General features: G+C 72.3%; 23 protein-coding genes. 14 read left to right on the plus strand and 9 right to left on the minus strand.

Annotated features, from left to right (window positions below; translation table 11 throughout):
• Positions 1 to 86 precede the first annotated feature (86 nt).
• The 10 genes from ACFVSL_RS04535 (at position 87) to ACFVSL_RS04580 (ending at position 11,372) form a co-directional block, all read left to right on the plus strand.
• Entirely contained in the window at positions 87 to 1,043 is a 957-nt protein-coding gene (locus ACFVSL_RS04535; protein WP_386938866.1) for an ATP-binding cassette domain-containing protein, read from the plus strand.
• A complete protein-coding gene (locus tag ACFVSL_RS04540; RefSeq protein ID WP_386938868.1) occupies positions 1,040 to 2,662 on the plus strand; it encodes an ABC transporter permease in 1,623 nt (540 codons plus the stop codon). The genes ACFVSL_RS04535 and ACFVSL_RS04540 overlap by 4 nt, the downstream gene beginning before the upstream one ends.
• A gap of 28 nt (positions 2,663 to 2,690) precedes the next feature.
• Complete coding sequence (locus tag ACFVSL_RS04545; RefSeq protein ID WP_386938869.1) at positions 2,691 to 3,212, plus strand: GbsR/MarR family transcriptional regulator; 522 nt, start codon at positions 2,691 to 2,693, stop codon at positions 3,210 to 3,212.
• A 107-nt stretch (positions 3,213 to 3,319) separates the two neighbouring features.
• Positions 3,320 to 3,511, plus strand: a complete 192-nt coding sequence (locus ACFVSL_RS04550; protein WP_386938870.1) for a hypothetical protein — start codon at positions 3,320 to 3,322, stop codon at positions 3,509 to 3,511.
• Positions 3,508 to 3,597 carry a potassium-transporting ATPase subunit F gene (locus ACFVSL_RS04555; protein WP_386938872.1) on the plus strand — a complete coding sequence of 30 codons (90 nt, stop codon included), beginning with the start codon at positions 3,508 to 3,510 and terminating at the stop codon, positions 3,595 to 3,597. Before ACFVSL_RS04550 ends, ACFVSL_RS04555 begins: the two co-directional genes overlap by 4 nt.
• Positions 3,597 to 5,270 carry a potassium-transporting ATPase subunit KdpA gene (kdpA, locus tag ACFVSL_RS04560; RefSeq protein WP_386938874.1) on the plus strand — a complete coding sequence of 558 codons (1,674 nt, stop codon included), beginning with the start codon at positions 3,597 to 3,599 and terminating at the stop codon, positions 5,268 to 5,270. Before ACFVSL_RS04555 ends, kdpA begins: the two co-directional genes overlap by 1 nt.
• 2 nt (positions 5,271 to 5,272) lie before the next feature.
• Entirely contained in the window at positions 5,273 to 7,453 is a 2,181-nt protein-coding gene (gene kdpB / locus ACFVSL_RS04565; protein WP_386938876.1) for a potassium-transporting ATPase subunit KdpB, read from the plus strand.
• 23 nt (positions 7,454 to 7,476) lie between these two features.
• A complete protein-coding gene (gene kdpC / locus ACFVSL_RS04570) occupies positions 7,477 to 8,082 on the plus strand; it encodes a potassium-transporting ATPase subunit KdpC (protein ID WP_386938878.1) in 606 nt (201 codons plus the stop codon).
• Between the two features lie 93 nt (positions 8,083 to 8,175).
• Entirely contained in the window at positions 8,176 to 10,686 is a 2,511-nt protein-coding gene (locus ACFVSL_RS04575) for an ATP-binding protein (protein WP_386938880.1), read from the plus strand.
• A complete protein-coding gene (locus ACFVSL_RS04580; protein WP_386938882.1) occupies positions 10,683 to 11,372 on the plus strand; it encodes a response regulator in 690 nt (229 codons plus the stop codon). Before ACFVSL_RS04575 ends, ACFVSL_RS04580 begins: the two co-directional genes overlap by 4 nt.
• 124 nt (positions 11,373 to 11,496) lie before the next feature.
• On the opposite strand, the gene ACFVSL_RS04585 is transcribed toward ACFVSL_RS04580, so the two are convergent.
• Positions 11,497 to 12,051 carry a DUF402 domain-containing protein gene (locus ACFVSL_RS04585; RefSeq protein ID WP_386938884.1) on the minus strand — a complete coding sequence of 185 codons (555 nt, stop codon included), beginning with the start codon at positions 12,049 to 12,051 and terminating at the stop codon, positions 11,497 to 11,499.
• A 167-nt stretch (positions 12,052 to 12,218) separates the two neighbouring features.
• Positions 12,219 to 14,129 (minus strand): NAD(P)-binding protein, encoded by a 1,911-nt coding sequence (locus ACFVSL_RS04590; RefSeq protein ID WP_386938885.1) that lies wholly within the window; start codon positions 14,127 to 14,129, stop codon positions 12,219 to 12,221.
• Between the two features lie 221 nt (positions 14,130 to 14,350).
• Between ACFVSL_RS04590 and rlmC the strand changes: the two genes are divergently transcribed.
• Positions 14,351 to 15,502, plus strand: a complete 1,152-nt coding sequence (gene rlmC / locus ACFVSL_RS04595) for a 23S rRNA (uracil(747)-C(5))-methyltransferase RlmC (RefSeq protein ID WP_386938887.1) — start codon at positions 14,351 to 14,353, stop codon at positions 15,500 to 15,502.
• 36 nt (positions 15,503 to 15,538) lie between these two features.
• Here rlmC and ACFVSL_RS04600 read toward each other — a convergent pair whose 3' ends face one another.
• Positions 15,539 to 17,119 carry an SDR family oxidoreductase gene (locus ACFVSL_RS04600; protein WP_386938888.1) on the minus strand — a complete coding sequence of 527 codons (1,581 nt, stop codon included), beginning with the start codon at positions 17,117 to 17,119 and terminating at the stop codon, positions 15,539 to 15,541.
• A 168-nt stretch (positions 17,120 to 17,287) separates the two neighbouring features.
• Entirely contained in the window at positions 17,288 to 17,410 is a 123-nt protein-coding gene (locus ACFVSL_RS04605; protein ID WP_376942031.1) for a hypothetical protein, read from the minus strand.
• A 149-nt stretch (positions 17,411 to 17,559) separates the two neighbouring features.
• On the opposite strand from ACFVSL_RS04605, the gene ACFVSL_RS04610 reads away from it, so the two are divergent.
• Positions 17,560 to 17,790 (plus strand): hypothetical protein, encoded by a 231-nt coding sequence (locus ACFVSL_RS04610; protein ID WP_386938890.1) that lies wholly within the window; start codon positions 17,560 to 17,562, stop codon positions 17,788 to 17,790.
• Positions 17,791 to 17,952: 162 nt separating this feature from the next.
• Here ACFVSL_RS04610 and ACFVSL_RS04615 read toward each other — a convergent pair whose 3' ends face one another.
• The 4 genes from ACFVSL_RS04615 to proC all read right to left on the minus strand — a co-directional run bounded on the left by ACFVSL_RS04615 (position 17,953) and on the right by proC (position 21,973).
• Positions 17,953 to 19,266, minus strand: coding sequence for a DUF6596 domain-containing protein (locus ACFVSL_RS04615; RefSeq protein WP_386938892.1), 1,314 nt, complete (start codon positions 19,264 to 19,266; stop codon positions 17,953 to 17,955).
• Positions 19,263 to 19,649: a YciI family protein gene (locus tag ACFVSL_RS04620; RefSeq protein ID WP_386938893.1), complete on the minus strand. Its 387-nt coding sequence runs from the start codon at positions 19,647 to 19,649 to the stop codon at positions 19,263 to 19,265. The genes ACFVSL_RS04615 and ACFVSL_RS04620 overlap by 4 nt, the downstream gene beginning before the upstream one ends.
• Before the next feature lie 123 nt (positions 19,650 to 19,772).
• Positions 19,773 to 21,113 (minus strand): beta-N-acetylhexosaminidase, encoded by a 1,341-nt coding sequence (locus ACFVSL_RS04625; RefSeq protein WP_386938894.1) that lies wholly within the window; start codon positions 21,111 to 21,113, stop codon positions 19,773 to 19,775.
• Positions 21,110 to 21,973 (minus strand): pyrroline-5-carboxylate reductase, encoded by an 864-nt coding sequence (gene proC / locus ACFVSL_RS04630; protein WP_386938896.1) that lies wholly within the window; start codon positions 21,971 to 21,973, stop codon positions 21,110 to 21,112. The genes ACFVSL_RS04625 and proC overlap by 4 nt, the downstream gene beginning before the upstream one ends.
• 24 nt (positions 21,974 to 21,997) lie before the next feature.
• Between proC and ACFVSL_RS04635 the strand changes: the two genes are divergently transcribed.
• Positions 21,998 to 22,960 (plus strand): cation diffusion facilitator family transporter, encoded by a 963-nt coding sequence (locus tag ACFVSL_RS04635; RefSeq protein WP_386938898.1) that lies wholly within the window; start codon positions 21,998 to 22,000, stop codon positions 22,958 to 22,960.
• Positions 22,957 to 23,721 carry a gamma-glutamyl-gamma-aminobutyrate hydrolase family protein gene (locus ACFVSL_RS04640; protein WP_386938899.1) on the plus strand — a complete coding sequence of 255 codons (765 nt, stop codon included), beginning with the start codon at positions 22,957 to 22,959 and terminating at the stop codon, positions 23,719 to 23,721. Before ACFVSL_RS04635 ends, ACFVSL_RS04640 begins: the two co-directional genes overlap by 4 nt.
• A gap of 29 nt (positions 23,722 to 23,750) precedes the next feature.
• Here ACFVSL_RS04640 and ACFVSL_RS04645 read toward each other — a convergent pair whose 3' ends face one another.
• Entirely contained in the window at positions 23,751 to 24,641 is an 891-nt protein-coding gene (locus tag ACFVSL_RS04645; protein ID WP_386938900.1) for a winged helix-turn-helix transcriptional regulator, read from the minus strand.
• Positions 24,642 to 24,698: the final 57 nt, after the last annotated feature.

A 24,698-nucleotide genomic window follows, 5' to 3' on the forward strand; every position in this document is an offset into this window, starting at 1 on the left:
GGAGCGCGGATCGCGGATCGAGACCGCCTGTTAAGGATGCGTTAGGAAGATTCACAAATTTGTGAAACGAGCGTAGCATCGCGCTCATGACGACAGTGATCAGCGCCAGCGGCCTCGAGAAGCGATTCGGCCGCACCGTCGCACTCGACGGCCTCGACCTCGAGGTCGGCGCCGGCGAGGTGCACGGCTTCCTCGGCCCGAACGGCGCGGGCAAGTCCACCACGATCCGCATCCTCCTCGGTCTCGCACGCGCCTCGGGCGGCACCGCGACGCTCTTCGGGCAGGACCCGTGGAAGCGCGCGGGCGAGCTCCACCGCCGCGTCGCCTACGTGCCCGGCGACGTCAGCCTCTGGCCGAACCTGACCGGCGGCGAGGCGATCGACCTGCTCGCGCGCCTCCGCGGCGGCACGCGCGACAAGCGCGACTACACCGCCCGCAAGCAGCGCCTCCTCGACGCGTTCCAGTTCGATCCGCGCAAGAAGGGCCGCGCGTACTCGAAGGGCAACCGGCAGAAGGTCGCCCTCATCGCCGCGTTCGCGACCCCGGCCGAGCTCTACGTGCTCGACGAGCCCACGAGCGGCCTCGACCCGCTCATGGAGCAGGTCTTCAACCGCGAGATCGCCCGGGTGTCCGCCGAGGGCGCGACCGTGCTGCTCTCGAGCCACATCCTCTCCGAGGTCGAGGAGCTCTGCGACCGGGTGAGCATCATCCGCGCAGGCAAGACCGTCGAGTCGGGCACGCTCGCCGAGCTGCGCCACCTCACGCGCACCGAGATCGCCTTCGCCACCGACGGCATCGACCCGACGGCCCTCGCCGCCGAGGTCGACGGCATCCCCGACGCGCACGACCTCATCATCGACCACGGCCGGGTGAGCTTCACCGTCGACAGCGACCGCGTGGCATCCGTGCTGCCCGACCTCGCCCGCCTCGACGTGCGCGGCCTCACCGTGTCGCCGCCCTCGCTCGAGGAGCTCTTCCTGCGTCACTACGGCGACGAGCTCACCGAGCGTGCAGCGCAGGTCACGGAGGAGGCCCGCGCATGAACACCCTCGGCACGCTGCTCGGGCAGCGGCTGCGCCGCGACCGCTGGCAGCTCGTCCTGTGGCTCGTCGGCACCGGGCTGCTCGCCTTCTCGTCGACCGCGGCGGTGGCCGACACCTACGGCGACGAGGCCGACCGCGCCCAACTGCTGCAGCTCGCGACCGCGACCCGCACCATCCTCGTGTTCCGCGGAACGCCCGACGGCACGGACCTCGGCGCCGTCACCTTCTTCGCCCTGTTCGCCTGGCTGGCCCTCATGGGCGGGCTCATGAGCACCTTCCTCGTGACCCGGCACACGCGCGCCGAAGAGGAGCAGGGTCGCGCCGAGCTCGTGGCGGCCACGCCGGCCGGGCGCGTCGCACCGACGGTCGCGACGCTCGTGCACGGCGTGCTCGCCAACCTCGCGCTCGGCACGCTCGTCGCGCTCGGCTTCCTCGCCGGCGGGCTCGACCCGACCGGGTCGTGGCTGACCGGCGTCGCGATCTCCGCGAGCGGCGTCGCCTTCGTCGCGATCGGGCTGTTCACGGCGCAACTGTTCCGAACCTCCCGGGGCGCGAACGGCGCCGGGGTCGCGATGGTCATCGGCGCCTACCTCCTCCGCGGCATCGGGGATGCCACGGGCACGCCCTCGTCCGACCTGCTGCACGTCACCCCGTCCTGGGTGAGCTGGCTCTCGCCGATCGGCTGGGGGCAGGCGATGCGCCCGTTCGGCGACCCCGTCCTCTCTCCGATCTGGCTCTCCCTCGCCGTCTCGGCGGTGATCGTCGCGATCGTGTTCGCCCTGCAGTCGGTCCGCGATCAGGGCGCGAGCCTGCTGCCCGGCCGCAAGGGGCGCGCCGGGGCCGGCGCGGTGCTGTCGAGTTCGTTCGGACTCGCCTGGCGGCTCAACGTGTCGACGCTGATCGCCTGGGCCGTCGGCGGCGCCGTCGCCGGACTCCTCGCGAGCTCGCTCTCGGACCTCGTCGAGCAGATCGGCGGCGACACCCCCCAGGTCGCGCAGACGTTGCAGGCTGCGCTCGGCGGCGGCGCCACCCTCGAGCAGGCGTTCATCGCGACGTTCTACGGCATCATCGGAGTGCTCGCCGCGTGCTGCGCCGTGCAGGTGGGCATCCGGGCGCGACAGGAGGAGGCGCACGGCACCGCCGAGGTCGTGCTGGCGACGCCGGTTCCGCGCACGCGCTGGCTGCTCGAGTACTGGTTCGTCGGCATCATCGTGATCGCGGCCGTGCTCGGCGCGGCCCTGCTCGCGGGTCTCGCGGGCGCCGCCGCGTCGGAGCAGGCCGATGAGCTCGTGCCGCTCATCTCGCAGGCCGCGCTCGCCCAGCTGCCCGTCTCGCTCGTCTTCCTCGGGCTGACGCTCGTCGTGTTCGCCTACCTGCCGCGGTGGACGATCCCGCTCGGCTGGACGGTGGTCGGCGTCGCCGCGATCCTCGGCATCTTCGGGCCGCTGCTCGGCGCACCCGACTGGATGCTCGACCTCTCGCCGTTCACGCACTCCCCCGTGCCGACGGGCGACGACGTCGACTGGACGGGTGGCTTCTGGATGCTCGCCATCGGTCTCGCGGCCGCCGGGCTCGCCGTCGTGTCGATGCGCCGACGCGAGCTCGCCACGGGCGGCTGAACCGGGCGACTGCTGAGAGGATCGACGGATGGCACGCGACGAGCAGGCACTGAGCACGGCGGTCGAGCAATCGGCGGCCGTGCTCACCGCCGCCGGCTTCCCGAAGATGCCCGCCCGCGTGCTGATGGCGCTCCTCGTCGCCGACGACGGCGGGCTCACGGCCGCCGACCTCGGCGAGTCGCTCGGCGTGAGCGCCGCCGCGATCTCGGGTGCGGTGCGCTACCTGCGCTCCCTCGGCATCATCCACCGGATGCCGCATCCCGGAAGCCGGCGCGAGCGCTGGGAGATCTTCGACGACGCCTGGTACACGGCGCTCGCCGGCAAGAACTCGGTCTACGGCACCTTCGCGGAGACGGCAGCTCAGGCGATCGACGCGCTCGGCGACCCAGACTCGGCCGGCACCCGGCGCACGAGCGAGATGGTCGCGTTCTTCCGCTTCATCGAGGGCAAGATGCCCGAGCTCCTCGCCGAGTGGGAGGCGCTGCGCGCCGCCGGTGCCGGCGTCGGCGCCGGCACCACCGCGCCGAACGCACCGTCTCAGGAGAACTGAAGGCGTTCAGGACGATTCCCGGGATTCCGTCCTGACGCGGGCACCATTTCCTGAAACGCGAGCCGTGAGCTTCGCGTAGGGATGCCTCGGGCGGGCGTTAGGAGTCCGTGAGGATCGGCCCCGGGGCATCCAGCGAGGTGTTGGATCGGGGGTGCAGCGCAGGGGCGCTGCCCGTCGCCGCGGGTGCGGGGCGGATCCCGAACCCTGGAGTCTCCGTGCTCGACATCGTCTACCTTCTCGGCATCCTCGCCGTGTTCGCGGTGGTCGGCCTCATCGCCAAGGGGGTCGAGAAGCTGTGATCGTGTTCGAGCTCCTCGCCGCCGCGCTGGGCATCGCCGCCGTCGTCTACCTCGTGGTCGCCCTCGTGAAACCCGAGCGATTCTGATGGGCGTCGCCTTCGCCGTCCTTCAGGCGGCCACCCTCGCCCTGATCCTCGCCCTCCTCTACCGCCCGCTCGGCGACTACATGGCACGTCTCTACTCGACCGATCGCGACTGGAAGGTCGAGCGCGGACTCTACCGGCTCATCGGCGTCGACCCGCGCGCGGAGCAGTCGTGGCCCGCGTACCTGCGCGGTGTGCTCGCGTTCTCGGTCGTCGGCCTGCTCTTCGTCTACCTGCTGCAGCGCGCCCAGGCGGTGCTGCCCTACTCGCTCGGCCTGCCCGCCGTGCCCGAGGGGTTGAGCTTCAACACTGCGGCGTCCTTCGTCGCGAACACCAACTGGCAGTCGTACTCGCCCGAGCTGACGACGGGCTACACCGTGCAGCTCGCCGGGCTCGCGGTGCAGAACTTCGTGTCGGCCGCGGTCGGCATCGCCGTCGCGATCGCCCTCGTGCGCGGTTTCGCGCGCCGTGGTTCCGGCACGATCGGCAACTTCTGGGTCGACCTGTTCCGCGGCTCGTTCCGGCTCCTGCTCCCGCTGTCGCTCATCGGTGCAGTCGTCCTGATGCTCGGCGGCGTCGTGCAGAACTTCAACGGCTTCACCGAGGTGCACACCCTCGCGGGCGGCACCCAGCAGCTGCCGGGCGGGCCGGTCGCGAGCCAGGAGGTCATCAAGCTGCTCGGGACCAACGGCGGCGGCTTCTTCAACGTGAACTCCGCGCACCCGTTCGAGAACCCGACGGCCTGGACGAACCTCTTCCAGAACGTGCTCATGCTCGCGATCCCCTTCGCGCTGCCCCGCACCTTCGGCAGAATGGTCGGCTCGAACAAGCAGGGCTACGCCATCCTCGCCGTCATGGCGACGCTCTACCTGATGTCGCTCGTCGCCCTCAGCACGCTCGAGGCCGCCGGCAACGGCACCGCACCCGAGCTCGCCGGCGGTGCGATGGAGGGCAAGGAGGCGCGCTTCGGCATCTTCGGATCGGCATTGTTCGGCACCACCTCGACCCTCACCTCGACGGGCGCCGTCAACTCGATGCACGACTCGTTCACCGCCCTCGGCGGCATGATGCCGATGCTCAACATGATGCTCGGCGAGGTCGCGCCCGGCGGCGTCGGCTCGGGTCTCTACGGCATGCTCGTGCTCGCGGTCATCGCGGTGTTCATCGCGGGCCTCCTCGTCGGCCGCACCCCCGAGTACCTCGGCAAGAAGATCGGGCCGCGCGAGATCAAGCTCGCGAGCCTCTACACCCTCGTGACGCCGACGCTCGTCCTGGCCGGTACCGCGTTGAGCTTCGCCATCCCCGGGGTCCGCGAGGACGTGGAGGCGACCTCGATCTGGAACCCCGGAATCCACGGCATGAGCGAGGTGCTCTACGCCTTCACGAGCGCCTCGAACAACAACGGCTCGGCGTTCGCGGGCCTCACCGCGAACACCCCGTGGTTCAACACGGCGCTCGGCGTCGCGATGCTGCTCGGCCGGTTCATCCCGATCGTGCTCGTGCTCGCCCTCGCCGGCTCGCTCGCCGCACAGCAGAAGGTGCCCGAGACCGCCGGCACGCTGCCCACGCACCGACCGCAGTTCGTCGGCCTGCTCGTGGGGGTCACGGTGCTCATCACCGCACTCACCTACTTCCCCGTGCTCACGCTCGGACCCCTCGCAGAAGGACTCAGCTAGTCATGTCGCTCACCACCCGCACGCCCGGGGCGGATGCCTCGGCCCCGGTCGTCACCGAGGAGCACCACCCGCACCCCCATCCGAAGCCGAAGGCCCCGTTCGGGGCGACGCAGCTCGTCGCCGCACTACCCGGGGCGCTCCGCAAGCTCGACCCGCGCGAGATGTGGCACAACCCCGTCATGTTCCTCGTCGAGGTCGGCGCCGTGCTCACCACGGCGCTCGCGATCGCCGAGCCGTTCCTCGGCGGCCCCGCCGAGTCGGGCGGCAGCGCCGTGCCGATGAGCTTCACCTGGGCGATCGCGGTCTGGCTGTGGCTCACGGTCGTGTTCGCGAACCTGGCCGAGTCCGTCGCCGAGGGTCGCGGCAAGGCGCAGGCGGACACGCTGCGCAAGACCCGCACCTCGACCGTGGCGCACCGCATCGGGCACTACGACGAGGTGAGCGACGCGCTCGCCGAGCACACCGAGCTCACCGACATCTCGTCGGCGGACCTGCGACTCGGCGACCTCGTCGTCGTCGCCGCGGGCGAGCTCATCCCCGGCGACGGCGACATCGTCCAGGGCATCGCCTCGGTCGACGAGTCGGCCATCACGGGCGAGTCGGCGCCGGTCGTGCGCGAGTCGGGCGGCGACCGCTCGGCCGTGACCGGCGGCACCAGGGTGCTCAGCGACCGCATCGTCGTGCGGATCACCTCGAAGCCCGGTGAGACGTTCGTCGACCGGATGATCGCGCTCGTCGAGGGCGCCGCCCGGCAGAAGACCCCGAACGAGATCGCGCTCAACATCCTGCTCGCGAGCCTCTCCATCGTGTTCGTCGTCGTCGTGCTGACCCTCAACCCGATCGCCTCGTACGCGGCCTCGCCCGCGAGCATCACGGTGCTCATCGCCCTGCTCGTCTGCCTCATCCCGACGACGATCGGCGCCCTGCTCTCGGCCATCGGCATCGCCGGCATGGACCGGCTCGTGCAGCGCAACGTGCTCGCCATGTCGGGTCGCGCGGTCGAGGCCGCCGGCGACGTGACCACCCTGCTGCTCGACAAGACCGGCACGATCACGTACGGCAACCGCCGTGCGAGCGAGTTCGTGACGATGCCGGGCGTCGACGAGGCGGAGCTCGTGCAGGCCGCCGCGCTCTCCTCGCTCGCCGACCCCACCCCGGAGGGGGCGTCGATCGTCGAGCTCGCCGCGGTCCGGGGCGTCCGCTTCGCCGAGGCTCCCGCCGGAGAGGTCGTGCCGTTCACCGCGCAGACCCGGATGTCGGGACTCGACCTCGCCGACGGCGGCATCGTGCGCAAGGGGGCCGGCTCGGCGGTCATCGCGTGGGTCGAGGCATCCGGCCCGATCCCCTCGTCGAGGCTCGACGAGCTCGAGCAGCGGGTCGAGGCGATCTCGACGGGCGGCGGCACCCCCCTCGTCGTCGCGTCGAAGGATGCCTCGGGCGCAGCCCGGCTCCTCGGTGTCGTGCACCTCAAGGACATCGTGAAGGACGGCCTCACCGAGCGTTTCGCCGAGCTCCGCGCGATGGGCATCCGCACGGTCATGATCACGGGCGACAACCCGCTCACCGCCAAGGCGATCGCCGCGGAGGCCGGCGTCGACGACTACCTCGCCGAGGCCACCCCGGAGGACAAGCTCGCGCTCATCCGACGCGAGCAGGAGGGCGGCAACCTCGTCGCGATGACGGGCGACGGCACGAACGACGCGCCCGCGCTCGCGCAGGCCGACGTCGGCGTCGCGATGAACACCGGCACTTCGGCCGCGAAGGAGGCCGGCAACATGGTCGACCTCGACAGCGACCCGACGAAGCTCATCGACATCGTCCGCATCGGCAAGCAGCTGCTCATCACCCGTGGTGCGCTGACGACGTTCTCGATCGCGAACGACGTGGCGAAGTACTTCGCGATCATCCCCGCGATGTTCGCCGGCGTGTTCCCGGGACTCGCGGCGCTCAACCTCATGCAGCTGCACTCCCCGGCCTCGGCGGTGCTGTCGGCGATCATCTTCAACGCGATCATCATCGTGATCCTGATCCCGCTCGCACTGCGCGGCGTGAAGTACAAGCCGGGCGGGGCATCGGCGATCCTCAACCGCAACCTGCTGGTCTACGGCCTCGGCGGCATCATCGCCCCCTTCATCGGCATCAAGCTGATCGACCTCGTCATCAGCCTCATCCCCGGGTTCTAGGCCCGGGCAGGAAAGGACACACCATGAGCTCCACTCGCACCATTGTGCGCACCCACTGGGTCGCCGTCCGCGCGATGCTCGTCTTCACCGCGGTGCTCGGCGTCGCCTACACCCTCGTCGTCACCGGTATCGGCCAGCTCGCGATGCCCGCGCAGGCGAACGGCTCGGTCGTCCGCGACGGCGACGGCACGGTCGTGGGCTCGGCGCTCATCGGCCAGTCCTTCGCCGACGCCGACGGCGAGCCGCTGCCCGAGTGGTTCCAGCCCCGCCCGTCGGCCGCGGGCGACGGCTACGACGGCGGGGCATCGAGCGGCAGCAACCACGGCCCCGAGAACGCCGATCTGATCGCGGCGATCGAGGAGCGCACGGCGCAGGTCGCCGAGTTCAACGGCGTCTCGATCGACGAGGTGCCGGCGGACGCGGTGACCGCCTCGAGCTCGGGCCTCGATCCTCACATCAGCCCCGAGTACGCCCGGCTGCAGGTCGCGCGAGTCGCGGCCGCTCGCGATCTGTCCGAGGCGGACGTCGAGCAGCTCGTCGAATCGCACATCCAGGGCCGCGACCTCGGCTACCTCGGCGACGAGACGGTCGACGTCCTGCGCCTGAACCTGGCGCTCGCCGAGCTCTGAGCCCGAACCTGCACGACCCGATCGCACCGAGCCGCCCGATTTCGCACGAAGCGGGCGGCCAGGTGCCTCGGCACGAGATGGGAGACTGACCGGATGAAGCGGGGGCGATTGCGGGTACTGCTGGGCGCCGCGCCCGGCGTCGGCAAGACGTACACGATGCTCGAGGAGGGCAAGCGCCTCGTCGGCGAGGGGCACGACGTCGTCGTCGGCTTCGTCGAGACGCACGGCCGGCGGGCGACGGCCGCGATGACCCTGGGGCTCGAGATCGTTCCCCGCCGCTCGACGACGCACCGCGGCATGGCGATCGACGAGATGGACCTCGACGCCGTGCTCGCGCGCAGGCCCGAGGTCGCACTCGTCGACGAGCTCGCGCACACGAACGCGCCGGGCTCGCGCAACGCCAAGCGCTGGCAGGACGTCGAGGAGCTCCTCGACGCGGGCGTCGACGTCATCTCCACGGTCAACACGCAGCACATCGAGTCGCTCGGCGACGTGGTGCTGCAGATCACGGGCGTGCCGCAGCGCGAGACCATTCCCGACCGGGTGCTCCGCGCCGCCGACCAGATCGAGGTCGTCGACCTCGCCCCGCAGGCGCTGCGCGACCGCCTCTCGAGCGGCCTCGTCTACCCGGCCGAGCGCATCGACGCCGCGCTCTCCAACTACTTCCGCCTCGGCAACCTCACCGCCCTGCGCGAGCTGGCCCTGCTGTGGCTCGCCGACGAGGTCGACTCGGCGCTCAAGGCGTACCGGGCCGAGCACGGCATCGACCACAAGTGGGAGGCGCGCGAGCGCGTCGTCGTCGCCCTCACGGGCGGGCCCGAGGGCGAGACCCTGCTGCGACGCGGTGCACGCATCGCCCAGCGGTCCTCGGGCGGAGAACTCATCGCGGTGCACGTGACGAATCCCGACGGGATGCGCGCTCGCGACCCGGGAGCCCTCGACCGACAGCGCACCCTCGTCGAGCAGCTCGGCGGCACCTTCCACCAGGTCGTCGGCGAGGACGTGCCGCGGGCGCTCGTCGAGTTCGCGAGGTCGGCGGATGCCACGCAGCTGGTCATCGGCGTCAGCCGACGTTCCCGGCTGGCCGCCGCGTTCTCGGGGCCCGGCATCGGTGCGACGGTCATCCGCGAGTCGGGCGACATCGACGTGCACATCGTGACGCACGCCGCCGCGGGGGCGACGTTCTCGCTGCCGAGGCTGGGCGGCGCGCTGAGCCGCAAGCGCCTCATCGCGGGGTTCGCACTGGCACTCGTCGCCGGGCCGCTGCTGAGCTGGCTGCTCTTCACCTTCCACACCGAGACCTCGATCACGAGCGACGTGCTCGCCTACCAGTCGCTCGTCATCGTCGTCGCGCTCGTCGGCGGCATCTGGCCGGGGCTCTTCGCCGCGGTCCTCTCGGGCCTCACCCTCAACCTGCTCTTCGTCGCGCCGCTCTACACGCTGACGATCGCCGACCCCCGGCAGCTCCTCGCCCTCCTCTTCTACGTGGCGAATGCACTGCTCGTCAGCTACGTCGTCGACCAGGCGGCGAGGCGCACGCGCGAGGCACGGCGCGCGGCGGCGGAGTCGCAGCTCCTCGCGACGCTCGCCGGCAGCGTGCTGCGCGGCGAGGATGCCCTCCAGGCGATGATCACCCGCACGCGCGAGGCGTTCGGGCTCACCGGAGTGCGGCTCGTGGTCGACGGCGAGACCCTCGTGGCCGACGGCGAACCCGTCGCCGGCGGGCGCAGCGACGCCCACCGGGTCGACGACCACGTGACCGAGGTCCCCATCGGCACGTACGGGGTGCTCGAGCTCCACGGCGGCGACCTCGAGGCATCCGAGCGCCGCCTGCTGCAGGTCATCGCGAACCAGCTCGAGCAGGCCATCGAGCACGGCGCGCTCGCCCGCGCCGCCGAGACTGCCGACGCGCTCGCGGAGACCGACCGGGTGCGCTCGGCGCTGCTCGCGGCGGTCGGTCACGACCTTCGCCGACCGCTCACCTCGGCGTCGGCCGCCGTGAGCGCACTCCGCTCCGACGAGGTCGAGCTGCCGCCGCAGCAGCGGGTCGAACTGCTCGACACCGCAGCCGAGAGCCTCGACGCGCTCGCCGAGCTCGTCACGAACCTGCTCGACGTGAGCCGGGTGCAGGCAGGCGCGCTGGCCGTGACGCTCGCGCCGACCGAGCTCGCCGACGTCGTGTTCGCCGCGCTCGACGAGCTCGGGATCGGGCCGGGCGAGGTCGAGCTCGACCTCGCCGACGAGCTGCGGCCGGTGCTCGCCGACGGGGTGCTGCTCCAGCGGGTGGTCGTGAACCTCCTCGCGAACGCCGTGCGGCACAGCCCGGCGGGCGAACGCGTGCGGCTCGCGGCGTCGACCTTCCTCGGCCGGGTCGAGATCCGGGTCGTCGACCGCGGGCCCGGCATCCCGCCCGAGCGGCGCGACGAGGTGTTCACCCCGTTCCAGCGGCTCGGCGACACCGACAACGACACCGGCCTCGGTCTCGGCCTCGCCCTCTCGAAGGGCTTCGTCGAGGGAATGGACGGCACACTGGAGGTCGACGACACCCCGGGCGGCGGCCTCACCATGGTCGTCACCCTGCCGGCAGCCGAGGAGGCGCGATGAGGATCCTGCTCGCCGACGACGACGGCCAGCTGCAGCGGGCGTTGCGCATCACGCTCGGCGCGCGCGGGTACGAGGTGGTGTCGGCCCGCGACGGCGCCGAGGCGATCGACCTCGCCGCGAGCGCGCACCCCGACCTCGTGCTGCTCGACCTCGGCATGCCGAAGGTCGACGGCCTCGACGTGATCCGCGCGGTGCGGGCGTGGTCGAGCGTGCCCATCCTCGTGCTCTCGGGTCGCACCGACTCGGCCGAGAAGGTCGAGGCGCTCGACGCCGGCGCCGACGACTACGTCACGAAGCCCTTCGCGATGGACGAGCTGCTCGCGCGGATCCGCGCCAGGTCGCGTCGCCCCGCCGACGAGGTCGATTCCGCGGCCGTGCACCGCGTCGGCGATCTCGAGGTCGACCTCGCCGCGAAGACGATCCGCCGGACGGGCGACGACGGGCACGCGGCATCCGTGCGCCTCACGCCGACCGAGTGGCGGCTGCTCGAGCTCTTCCTCAAGCATCCGGGGCGGCTGCTCACCCGCGAGATGCTGCTCGGCGAGGTGTGGGGGCCCTTCCACGCGAACGATGCCGGCTACCTGCGGCTCTACGTCGCGCAGCTGCGCCGCAAGCTCGAGCCGGTGCCGGGCACGCCCCGGCACTTCCTCAACGAGCCGGGCATGGGGTACCGCTTCGAGCCGTGAGCGGGCTCGCGCCCGCAGGGGCGCGCACCGACCCTTCACCGTTTCAGGAGAACGGAACCCGCTCAGCACGTCTTCGGCGATTCCGTCCTGACGGGCCGCCTTCTTCCTGAATCCGGAGGGGGACCTACCCGCCGAGCGCGGCGAGCTGCTCGAACCAGTGCGCCGCGGTCGTGCCGTCGAAGGGCGCCTCACGCCGACGGACCGCGGCGAGCACCGCGTCGGCGTCGGCGCGCACCCGTGCCACGAGCTCGGCCGGATACGAGAAGGCCACGGCGTGCTCGGCGAACTCCTCCTCGTCGTCGATGAACGGGGCCTCGCCGTCGCGCGCGACCACGTCGAGGTCGAGGTCGACGTACGAGACCGTCCAGCCCGAGGCATCCGCCCGCCATTCGGGCACGGTCGCGAGGTCGACGTAGATGCCGAGACCGCGCGGATGCCCGAGGTTGAAGGCCGGCAGCCACCCCGACGGGCCGACGAGCGTGAGCGACGGCCAGTCGGCGGTGAACTCGTTGCCCGGCCGGGCGAAGCGCGTGCCGGGCGCGAAGCCGATCCAGTCGCCGTGCTCGTCGGCCCCGAGCCAACGGCCGTCGAACGCCCAGTGCGGCGCCTCGCCCCACTTGAGCGCGCGCACGCGCACGGGGTCGCCGGGGCTGAGGCGGCGGGCCGTGGGGTCGCTCATCCGACCACCGTAGCGCCGGCGCGGGTGCGCACCGGCCGCTGCCCGCCACCCGCGGCCTCGGCGGCGAGGCCATGCCGTCGCGCCTCGCGAGCATCGACGAGGAGTGGTACCGCGGGTGACGCGGTACCGCTCCTCGTCGTCGACCCCGCCCGTCGCAGGGGCTCGGTTCAGCTCAGCTCGGCCACCGCGCGGCTCGCCTCGTCGACCGCGGCGTGCGTGTAGCCGAAGGCCTGCGCATCGGAGTTCGCGATCGTGATGTTGCCGTGCCTGCGGCGTGCGGCCTGGAACGGCTGCTGCTCGAGCGGCCCGAAGATCGACGGGTCGGCGATGGAGTTGTACTCGTACGCGTAGCCGTGCGACCAGCGGTTCACCGTGATCGCGGCGATGTCGCGCTTCGCGTCGAACCCGGCCGCGCCGAGCGATCGCTGCATGAGGTCGCGGATGTCCCGCTCGAAGTCCTCGAACGTCACCTGCAGCAGCTCGCGGCGACCCGCCTTGTGCTGGTCGCGGGTGATGCGCTCACCCGGCAGGTTCGGCGTCTTCGACAGCGAGACGACGATCGGCTCCTTCGGGTCGCGCGCCGAACGGTAGCCGCCCTGGTCGGTCGGGGTCGCGAGGCCGAGGCTGTCCCAGAAGTGGTGGTACGGCGTCACCCGCGAGACGCCCGCGTTCGCGAACGCCGTCCAGTTCTTCAGGGCGACCCGTGCGTAGACGAGCGGCACCTTGACGCCGTAGCGCATCGCCTCGACCTGATCGGCCGGGAGCCCGTCGACGACGTAGGAGGAGACGGCGTTCCAGCACGCCATGACGACGTGCTTCGCCTCGACCCGGTAGGCCTTGCCGCCGTTGACGTAGTCGACGTCGATCGGACCGCTCGTGCCCGAACGGTGGCGCACGGCGGTCGCCATGCTGTTCAGGCGGATCCGCACCTTCGACTTCGGGTGGTCGAGCAGCGCGTAGTTCGCCGAGGCGCCGATGATGCTCTCCTGCGTCTGCACGCCGCCGAAGACCTGCGGCACGAGCCGGGAGACGAGCAGTCGCGAGACCGTCGCCCCGCCGTCGGGGAAGTAGTAGAGCTCCTCGTCGGTCGTCGTCAGCGTCATCGCCGGCGTGCGCCCGATGCCCGGGTACGGCTCGGGGCTCAGCCCGAGACCGCCGAAGCCGGGGTAGCCGACGCCCCAGCAGTCGCCCGCGGGCACGGCCTCGATGCCGGCGCCCCAGAGCCCGTGCGGCCGCTTCTGGTAGTACACGAGCGCCTCGTCGCCCACGCCGACGAGGTTCTGCAGGTACTCGCGGTACGTCATGCGCGCGAGCGCCTGCTTCTTCTCGGCGTCGCTGAGCCCGGGCAGCACGTCGTCGCTGAAGGTCTCGATCCGCATGATGTCGTCGCGCGCCTGCTGCGAGAGCGGAAGGCGCGACACGAGCGAGGCGGTCGACTCCCCCGGTGCGCGACGCAGGAAGGTGTCGGCGCCGAACGACTCCTCGGGGAAGAAGTACCCGTTCGTGAGTCCCATCGAGCCGTAGAGCCCGGTGTCGACGCCCTCGGCGAGCTCGGCGAAGTCGATGCCGAGGTCGTCCATGAGCTCGAGCGAGGGGGCGTTCCACGTGTCGGGGCTGTCGAGGTTGACCATGCCGCCGTTGCTGAGGAGGGTGCGGCCGCGCACCGAGAACTCGTTCCGGTGCTGGTGACCGCCGAAGTCGGCCAGCGCCTCGACGACGAGGATGCGCGCGTCGGCGCCGAAGCGCTTGCGATAGAAGTGCGCCGCGGCGAGGCCGCTCACCCCGCCGCCGACGACCACCAGGTCGTAGGCCTCGCGCAGGGCCTTGGGCTTTCCGAAGTCGGCTCCCCCGAAGGTCGCGCCGTGACCGGCCTGGCGGGCCGAGTCGGTCTGCCCGACGAGTCCCGTCTGCCGCGGGCGGCTCGCCGCCGCGTGGCCTTCGCCGGCCTGCGCGTGCGCGGCTCCGCCCGGCACCGCGGTGAGCGCAGCGGCGCCGGCCACGACGGCCATCCCGTTGAGCAGATCGCGTCGGCTGATGCCCGCCGACATCCCCAGTTCGTCGTCCCCGTGCTTCGCCATCTCGACTCCTTCGTCTCGTGCCTCGTCCGTGCCCGCAGGCTAGCGACGCGGCGACGACAGGGTCAACGATTTCGTTGCACAATCTTCGAGATCTGACGATCCCGTCGGTGTTCGCGGCGATTTCCGACGAATTCCGAAGCCCTGGCCGCAGCAGCTTGCATTTCACGGCCGCGCGAGCCGCGGGCGCCGGAGCACCGCGCGCGGCGGCCTACGCTTGACGGGTGGACTGCGCGTACTTCGACGCCGGGCGCTGCACCTCGTGCGCGCTCATGGGTCGGCCGTACCCCGAGCAGCTCGCGGGCAAGCAGCGTCACGCCGAGGAGCTGCTCGCTCGCTTCGAGGTGCCCGAGTGGCTCGCGCCGGTCGCGAGCCGCGAGGACGGGTACCGCAACAAGGCGAAGATGGTCGTCGGCGGCACCGTGGACGCCCCCACCATCGGCATCCTCGACGCCGACGGGCACGGCGTCGACCTCGAGGCGTGCGGCATCTGCTCCCCCGGTCACCGTGCCGCGTTCCCGGTGCTCGCGCGCTTCATCACGCTCGCCGGGCTCACTCCGTACGATGTACGGCGTCGCACGGGCGAGCTCAAGCACCTGATCGTCACCGAGTCGCCCGACGGCGAGCTCATGATCCGCTTCGTGCTGCGCTCGACCGAGCCGGTGCCGCGCCTGCGCAAGCACCTGCCCGCGCTCCTCGCCGAGCTGCCGCACGCGCGCGTCGTCACCGCGAACGTGCTGCCCGAGCACAAGGCGGTGCTCGAGGGCGAACAGGAGATCGTGCTGACCGAGGCGCAGACCCTCGCGATGCGGCTCAACGACGTGACGATGCACCTGCGGCCGCAGAGCTTCTTCCAGACGAACACCGAGATCGCGGCGGCGCTCTACGCCGACGCCCGCGACTGGATCCGCGACCTCGCACCCGACACCGCCTGGGACCTCTACTCGGGCGTCGGCGGCTTCGCCCTGCACATCGCGGGCGGCGCCGCCGCCGGCGACGGCGCCTCGCTCGGCCCCGAGGTCACCGGCATCGAGACGAGCGTCGAGGCGGTCGCGAGCGCCGAGCTCAGCCGAACGGATGCCGCGCTCTCGCGCCTGCGCTTCGCCTCGGGCGATGCCACGGCCTTCGCCGTCGGCGCCGAGGCGAGCCCCGACCTGGTGATCGTGAACCCGCCCCGGCGCGGCATCGGCGCCGAGCTCAGCGGCTGGCTCGAGGCATCCGCCGTCTCGCACGTGCTCTACTCGAGCTGCAACGCGGCCTCGCTCGCGAAGGACCTCGCGGCGATGCCGTCGCTGCGCCCGGTGAAGGCGCGCGTCTTCGACATGTTCCCGCAGACCACGCACTTCGAGGTGATGGTGCTGCTCGAGCGGCGCTGACCGGATGCCACGGGTCTCGCGCCGCGGCGGCGGAGGTCAGTCCGGCGTCGAGTCGCCGTCCGGCGAGCGCGGCCCCGAGGTCCGATCCCTGCCCTCCGCGATCGCGACGATCAGGTTCTGCATGCCGGCGAAGATGACGCCGTGGAACGGGAGGATCGCCCACCAGTAGAGGCGCCCGCTCAGGCCCTTCGGGAAGTAGACGGCCCGCTGGATGTACCGGGAACCGCCGTCGCTCGGCTCGCAACGCAACTCCAGCCACGCACTGCCGGGGAGCTTCATCTCGGCGCGGAGCCGGAGCAGGCGCTCCTCCTCGCAGGCCTCGACGCGCCAGAAGTCGATCGCGTCCCCGACCGCGACGCGCGTTCTGCTGCGGCGCCCGCGCGCGAGGCCGACGCCGCCGACGAGACGGTCGGCCCAACCCCTGAGCGACCAGAGGACCGGCGTCGAGTACCACCCGTTCTCGCCGCCGATGCCGGCGATCACCGACCACAACGCGGAGACGCTCGCGGAGGTCTCGCGCGATCGATCGTCGGTGAACACGGTGCGACCTGCCCAGTCGGGGTCGCTCGGCAAGGGGTCGCTCGGCGCCTCGGGCACCTTGGCATCGAGCCAGCTGGTCTCGACCTCGTCGATCTCGACGCGGCCGAGCGCCAACGACACCGCCTCGCGGTACGGCGTGAGCCCGCCCGGCGGCCGCGGGATGAGCGCGTCGATGTCATGGTCCTGCATGACGCAGTTGTTCTGCAGCGACTCGACCAGCGGCCGGGCCAGCGCACGAGGGATCGGGGTCACGAGATTGACCCAGTGGGAGGCGAGGGTCGGCGTGAGGACCGGGAGCGCGGCGATCCCGCGCTGCGGCAGGCCCGCCTCGAGCGCATAGCCGTTCATCATCTGCCCGTACCGCCACACGTCAGGGCCGCCGATGTCGAGCGCCCGGTTCACGTCGGCCGGGAGGCGCGCGGCGGCGAGGAGGTAGTAGAGCACGTCGCGCACCGCGATGGGCTGGATGAAGTTCCTCACCCATCGGGGCGCGGGCATGTACGGGAGCACCTCGGTGAGATGGCGGATCATCTCGAAGGACGCCGAGCCCGAACCGATCACGACGCCAGCCTGCAGGGCCGCGGTCGGCACGCCGGATCCGAGCAGGATCTCCCCGACCTCCACGCGGGAGCGCAGGTGGTCGGAGAGCTCCGCGTCCGGCGGATGCAGGCCGCCCAGGTACACGATCCGGCGGACGTCCGCTCGACGCGCCGCCTCGGAGACGACCTGCGCCACGCTGCGATCGAGGTCCGCGAATCGCCGGCCGCTCGTCATCGAGTGGATGAGGTACCAGACCACGTCGACGTCCTGCATCGCACGACCGACGACGTCGGCGTCCCGGGCGTCGCCGACGACCACATCCACGTCGGAGCCCCATGCGAACGCCGCCAACCGCTCGGGGCTGCGAACGAGGACTCGCACGCGGTAGCCCGCCGCGAGCAGCCGCGGCACGAGCCGGCCGCCGAGGTACCCCGTCGCGCCGAGGACCAGTGCCCGCTCCGCGGTGCCGTCGCTGCGCGGGCGCGACCGCAATGCGGCTTCGCGCCCGGTCGGCACCGTCAGGGCGTCCACGCTCATTCCCGGAACACCTCCCCACGTGATGCCCATCATCCACCCTCCTTCGGGCGGAACCAACCGGGCTCGGAGTCCGCCGGGGGATGCTGCTGAGGGATCTGCGCCGATCCACCGGATACCGGCGGGGGCCGGCCCCGCGTCGACCGGATGACCCGATCGACGCGGTGCGGGTCACCGCTTCCGCGGCTTGATCAACCCCTCGTCGAGCTTCTCGCGCTTCTGCGCGCGCTTCTCCTTGAGCGAGAGCTGGGCGGTCTTCTTCGCGCCGTTTCCGCGCGGGGACTTCTTCGACATTCGAGCTCGCTTCCCTTCATCAGCTGGCGGGCTTCCGAAGACCATAGCCCGCTTCCGCACGGAAGTCACTTCGATCAGGAAATGGCACCTGTTCAGGAAATTTCCTCCCGGATGGGCTATGTTGGAAGGTCACGCGAAAGGAGGTGGACATGCGAAAGATACCCCTGATCCCCGCCATCATGATCGTCGCGACGTGGTTGTTCGCGGTCGGTTTCGCGCTCGCGTACGAGCTTCGGCAGGGCGAGCGGCTCGAGGCCGACGCCGTCGCCGACGCGGTCGGCGTCGGTGCCGTCACGGTCGCGGTCGTCGGCGTCATCGCCGGCATCGCGTGGCTCGCCGCCGGGCCCGCACGCCGCCGGCTCGCCGCAGCCCGCGGCTGATCGGGCGAGCTGCTGCTCGACCGGGCACGAGCGCCTGAGTCGAGCGGCACCCCGATGCCGCGCCACGGCCGCGCAGCGGCGCAGCCGCACTGCCGCGCAACCGCGCGCAGCCGCGCAGCGACGCAGCCGCACTGCCGCGCAACCGCGCGGCGCCGACGCGCCTCAGCCGGCCGAACCGGCCCGCGAGCGGCAGAACCTCCGCACGGGTTCGGTCGGCACGAGCCCGGCGAGTCGCGCGTACTGCGGCGCGGCCTCGTCGCGGCGCCCGCTGCGCCAGGCGAGGTCGGCCAGGGCCAGGCTCGCGTCGATCGCGGCGTACGGCGCCGCCCCGTCGGCGAGCTCGCGCAGCTCGCCCTCGATCGCTCGGAGGCGTGCCGTGCGCTCGCCCGACGGCGGGGCGAGCAGGGCGCGGTGCATCTCGGCCGACAGCCGGGCCACCGTCACCGACGGCGCGCCCCACACCCGCTCGAGCGCGCGGTAGAAGTCGACGACCCGAGCCCAGTCGGTCGCGGCGAAGCTCGGCGCCGAGGTGTGCAGGCCGGCGATCGCGGCCTCGAGCACGAAGCGCCCGTCGCCCCGTTCTGCGGCGGCCGCCGCGTCGTCGAGCCCGGCCTCGATGAGCCGGCGATCCCAGCGACGACGGTCGACCTCGTCGAGGGGCACGGCCGCACCGGACTCGTCGAGGCGGCCGGGCCGACGGGCGAGCCCGAGCCGGATCACGGCGCGCAGGCCCCGCACCTCGGCGTCGTCGGGGTACTCGGCGACGAGCGCGTCGGCGATCGAGAGCGACTGCCGGCCCAGGTCGTCGAGCGGCGTCCGCGGGTCGAGCACGTCGCGGTGGGCCACGGTGAACATGCCGGCGACGCTCGCGAGCACGACGGGCAGCCGCACGCGGCGTTCGGGCGCCTCGGGCACGTGGAACCGCCCGCGCGCCTCGGCGAGCGCGCGCTTCGCCCGGGTGAGTCGCGCGGCGGCGGCCGAGGGCTGCACGCCGAGATGGGCGGCGATGCGCGGCACGTCGAGCCCGCACACGAGCCGCAGCGCGAGCACGAGTCGCGCCTGCTCGGTCAGTGCGGGGTCGCAGGCGACGAAGAGCAGGGCGACGCGGTCGTCGAGCGCGGATGCCCCGGCCGCGACCTCCTCGTCGGTCGCCGTGGCCAGCTCCGCCGCGACCCGCTGCGCGTGCCGCTGCTCGGTCGCGGCCCTGCGCCGGTCGTCGATGAAGGCGCGCTTGCCGACGGCGATGCACCACGCGGCGAGGGAGCCGAGCGGCCGCCCGTCGCCGGCCTCAGCGAGCGAGTCGAGCTGCGGCCCGTCGCCCGCCTCGGCGGAGAACCGCGCGACGGCCCTCGCGACGGCCTCGGCCGCGTACTCCTGCGCGTCGTCGACGCTGCCCGTGTAGGCGGCGAGCGCGCGCACGATCCGCGGCCAGGCGTCGACGAAGTCCTCGCCGAGGCCGGCGACCGACTCGCTCACGAGACCGGGAACACCTTGCGCCACTCGATGTGGCCGCCGGTGGGCACGAGCGCCGCGATGCGCCGCGCGAGCGACTCGTCGTCGGTCTCGACGAGGTAGTAGCCCGAGACGACCTCGCTCGTGTCGGGGTAGGGCCCGTCGGAGTAGACGGCGTCGTCGACGACGCGGTCGCCGTCGCCGGGAGTGACCCGCCCGCCGTACCGTGCGTTCTGCAGCGCGGCGCCGCCGACGATGCGGGCGCCGAGCTTCACGACGGCGTCCTGGAAGGCCTGGTGGGCCGGGAAGTTGGTCTCGGGCTCACCGCCCGGGACCCCGCCGCCGCGGAGGTACGAGTCCGAGTCCCAGTCGGGCTCGTGGATGAGGTACATGTACGTGTCGGTCATGGCGTCTCCTTCGTCGTGCCCGATGGGGCGTGTGACGACGTTCGTCACACCATGGTGACGAGATCGTCGACGCGAAATCGACACTCCCCGCAGAAAATCTCCGCGGGTCGACCGAGCGCCGGCTCAGAGGTTCGCCGTGAGGCGGGCGAGCTCGGCGAGCCGGTCGGCCCGGTCCCGGGGAACGCCCGGCACACCCGGCCGCTGCTGGTCGGGGCGGGGGCCGGCCATGGGCCGGTAGTCGACCCTCTGCTCGTCGAGCCAGCCGAGGTACCCGGGCAGGCGCTCGGAGAATTCGGCCCAGTCGAGCGGTCCGCCGTTCCAGGCGACCTCGGCGAACGCCCCGAGCCGCGGGAACACGGCGTAGTCGAGCCGTTCGCGCGTGTCGAGGTGCTCGGTCCAGACGTTCGCCTGCACCCCCGCGATGCGATCGGCATACCACTCGGGTGCGTCCGACGGCACGGGGTCGAAGGTCGCGACGTCCTCGAGCGAGAGCACGGTGCCGACCGGGATCGGCTCCTCCGGGGCATCCGACTGCCGGTAGTCGAAGTAGGTCCAGAGGTCGGGGCAGAGCACGACGTCGTGGCCGAGTCGCGCGCCGAGCTCGGCGCCGACCGGACCGCGCCACGAGGCGACGACGGCGTCGGGCGCGGGGTCGCGGCCCTCGAGCATCTCGTCCCATCCGACGACGCGACGGCCGCGGCCGCGCAGCCGGTCGGCGATCTGCTGGAGGAACCACGACTGCAGCTCGTCCTCCGAAGCGAGGCCGCGCTCGGCCATGAACTCCTGCGTGCGCGGATCCTCCCGCCAGAGCCGCTTGCGGGCCTCGTCGCCGCCGATGCCGATGAACTCCGAGTCGAACACCTCGCACAGCTCGTCGAACACGGTGCCGACGAACTCGAGCGTCGACTCCTCGACGTTCAGCACCTCGTCGCTGATGCCGTAGCGGGTCCACGGCTCGGCGACCCGCGCCCGCACCGCGTCGGCTCCGCCGACGCCGAACTCGGGGTAGGCGGCGAGGATCGCCTGGGCATGCCCCGGCACGTCGATCTCGGGCACGACGCGGATGCCCCGCTCCGCCGCGAACCGCACGAGCCCGCGCAGCTCGTGCTGCGTGTACGAGCCCTCGTGAGGAATGCCGTCGAGCGTCGAGCGCGGCCCGTGCCCGAGCTGCGACTGCGAACGCCGCCCGCCGATCTCGGTGAGACGCGGGTAGGCGCGCACCTCGAAGCGCCAGCCCTGGTCGTCGGTGAGGTGCAGCTGCAGCACGTTGAGGCCGTGCGCGGCGAGCAGCTCGACGAAGCGCTCGAGCTCGGCGATCGGCCGGAACCGCCGGGCGACGTCGAGCATGACGCCGCGCCAGGCGAACCGGGGCTCGCCGTCGAGGCGCAGGCCCGCGGCGCGCGCTGCTCCCGGTGGTCGAGTAGGCGCGCCAGCGCCGTATCGAGACCCGGCGAACCCGTTCATGCCCCGGCCGCCATCTCGCGGGCGCGGGCGAGCGCCGCGTCGGTGGCGCGATCGAAGGTCTGCTTGAGCCCGGCCGCCTCGAGCACGGCGACCGCCCGCTCGGTGGTGCCCTTCGGGCTCGTCACCCGGCGGCGCAGCTCGGCGGGCTCCTCCCCCGAGGCGGCCAGCAGCTCGCTGGCCCCGCGGAAGGTGCCCTGCACCATGAGCGCCGCCTGCTCGGGGGTGAAGCCCTTGTCGACCGCCGTCGCGGTGAGCTGTTCGATCAGGTGGAAGACGTAGGCCGGGCCCGAGCCCGAGATGGTCGAGAGGGCGTCGAGCTGGGCCTCGGGAACGACGAGCACGTCGCCCACGGTCTCGAACATCGCCACGGCGAGCGCGAGGTCGTCGTCGCTCGAGCGGGTTCCGGCGGAGACGCCGGTGACGGCACGACCGACCACGGCGGGCGTGTTCGGCATCGAGCGGATGACCGAGACCTCCGCGGGCAGCAGCGACTCGAAGGTCGCGACGGTGACGCCCGCGGCGACCGAGACGACGACCGTGCCCGGCTCGAGCGCGTCGGCGATCTCGCGGAGGAGGTCGGGCACCATCGCGGGCTTCACGGCGACGACGACGAGCTTCGCGCCCTCGACGGCGCGGCGGTTGGCCGAGGCATCCGTCTCGGTGGCGTAGGCGGTGACGCCGAAGACGCCCGCGAAGGCGGCCGCCTTCTCGGCGGTGCGGTTGGTGGTGCGGATGCCGCCGTCGACGACGACGCCCGGCTGGAGGAGCCCCGAGATCACGGCGCCGGCCATCGAGCCGGCCCCGAGGAAGGCGATGGGGGGAAGGGTCACGGTGGCTGACTCGGATGCGTCGGGGGTCATGGCGACCATCCTAGGATTGTCGCCATGAGCGCATCCGGCGGCACCAAAGCAATCATCGCGGCCTTCCTCGCGAACACGGGCATCGCCCTGACGAAGTTCATCGCGTGGTTCTTCTCGGGTTCCGCCTCGATGCTCGCCGAGGCCGTGCACTCGGTGGCCGACGCCGGCAACCAGCTGCTGCTCATCCTCGGCGGCCGCAAGGCGCGCAAGGCCGCCGACAAGGAGCACCCCTTCGGCTACGGCCGCGAGCGCTACGTCTACGCGTTCGTCGTCTCGATCATCCTGTTCTCGGTCGGCGGCATCTTCTCGATCTACGAGGGCGTCGAGAAGCTGACGCACCCGCACGAGCTCGAGAACGCCTGGCTGCCGATGCTCGTGCTGACGATCGCGATCGTGCTCGAGTCGTTCTCGCTGCGCACCGCGGTGAAGGAGTCGAACCACGTGCGGGGGCGCCAGAGCTGGGTGCAGTTCGTGCGCCGGGCGAAGGCGCCCGAGCTGCCCGTCGTGCTCCTGGAGGACATCGCGGCCCTGGTCGGCCTCGTCTTCGCGTTCATCGCCGTCGGCCTCACCGTCATCACCGGCAACCCGGTGTTCGACGCGATCGGCACGCTCATGATCGGCACGCTGCTCGTGCTCGTCGCGATCGTGCTCGGTATCGAGACGAAGTCGCTCCTCGTCGGCGAGGGCGCGAACGACGAGGACGTCGCGAAGATCGAGCAGGCCATCACCGCGGGCCCCGAGATCGAGCGCATCATCCACATGAAGACCCTCTACCTCGGCCCCGACGAGCTGCTCGTCGCCGCCAAGCTCGGCTTCGCCGCCGACCAGCGGCTGCTCGAGGTCGCCGCCGCGACGAACGTGATCGAGCAGCGCATCCGCCAGGCGGTGCCCGCGGCACGGGTCATCTACATCGAGCCCGACGTCTACGTCGAGCCGAACCTGCCGGCTCCCCCGACCGACGCGATCGTCATCAAGGGCCTCGAGTGAGCGCTGCCGACGGCGCCCACGGGCGCCGCGTCGCGCTCGTGCTGCGTCACGACTCGGCGATCGGCCTCGGCAACCTCGGCGAGACGCTCGAGGGTCGCGGCTACGAGATCGTCACGGTCGACGCCCCCACGACGGATGTCTCGGCGCTCGACCCGCTCGGCGCCGACCTCGTCATCGTGCTGGGCGGCGACGAGGCCGCCTACGAGACCGACCGCTACCCCTATCTCGCCGACGAGATCGCGTTGCTGCGCGGGCGCATCGCCGCCGAGGCGCCGATCTTCGGGGTGTGCCTCGGGGCGCAGCTGCTCGCCGAGTCGCTCGGCGGGCGCGCCTACAAGGGCGAGCGCAAGGAGGTCGGCTGGCTGAGCGTCGAGCCGACCGAGGCTGGCGCCGCGTCGCCGGTGCGCCACTTCGCGGGGGTGCCCGCGGTGCAGTGGCACGGCGACAGCTTCGAGCTGCCGAACGATCCGGGGCTCACCCGTCTCGCCTCCTCGGCGCAGTACGAGAACCAGGCGTTCGCGAAGGGCGACTGGCTGCTGGCGGTGCAGTTCCACCCCGAGGTCGACGACGAGATCCACGAGGACTGGCTCGCGGCGTGGGGCGACGAGCTGCCCGAGTACGGGCTCAGCCGCGAGCAGCTGCGCGCCGAGCGGGCCGAGCACGGACCGCGCGCACAGGCGGCGTCGGCGCTGCTGCTCGGCGAGTACCTCGACGGGATCGCCGCACGTCGCCCCGTCGCCGCGTCGCGCGACGAGTCGTGACGCCCCGGCGGGCATTCGCGTCGGGGCGCTCAGCCCTCGGACCGCGCGGGCGCGCCGAGCTCTCGCACGAGCACGAGCACCTCGTCGACCGATTGCGCAGGGTCGACGACCGGCGCCTGCACGTGCCGCACCGTGCCCGTGGGATCGACGAGCAGGGTGACGCGCTTCAGCCGGTCGGCCCCGCCGGCTCGGAACACCGGCAGCCGCAACGCGGAGGCGGCGAGGCCGTCCTGGTCTGACGCGAGCAGGTACGGCAGCTCGGCGTGCGCGGCGAAGGCCGCGAGCTGCTCGGGATGCTGCGTGCTCACCCCGAGCACGCGCGCACCGGCCGCCGCGAGGTCGCCGTTGCGGCGCCCGTAGCTGACGCACTCGAGCGTGCAGCCGGCCGTGCCCGGCACCTCGCCCCAGCGCGGCGGGTAGCCGTGGGTGCCCGGTGCGTACGCGCCGGGGAAGAAGAACAGCGCCGTCCAGCGGTCGGGGTCGACGAGGCGCACGGCCGACCCGTCGTGCGCGGCGAGCTCCACGTCGGGCACGCGCGTGCCCTCCAGGGCGCGTGCCCGTGCGAGGTCTCCTGCGCCGAGCGTCCCGCTCAGCGTGCCGTCGCCCATGACGAACCGCGTGCCCCACTCCTGGAGTGCGAGCAGCACCGGCAGCAGCCCCTCGCCGCTCGCGGTGAGCCGGTAGTCGTGCCGCGGCGGCCGCTCCGAGTACGGCACCCGCTCGAGCACGCCGTGCTCGACGAGCGCCCCGAGCCGCTCGCTCAGCGCGCGGCGCGAGAGGCCGAGCTCGCGGGCGAACCCCTCGAAGCGGGTCACGCCCGCGGCGGCTTCGCGCACGATGAGCAGGCTCTGCCAGTCGCCCACGATGCCGAGCGACTGCGCGATGCCGCACGAGCTGTCAGTGAGGTCCTCGCGGCGCATGGGTTCCATCCTCCCGCCGGCCGGACGATGTGTCCATCCGGCGCATCGTGTAAGTTC

This window comes from Agromyces sp. NPDC058064, assembly GCF_042885275.1.
Lineage (GTDB): Bacteria > Actinomycetota > Actinomycetes > Actinomycetales > Microbacteriaceae > Agromyces.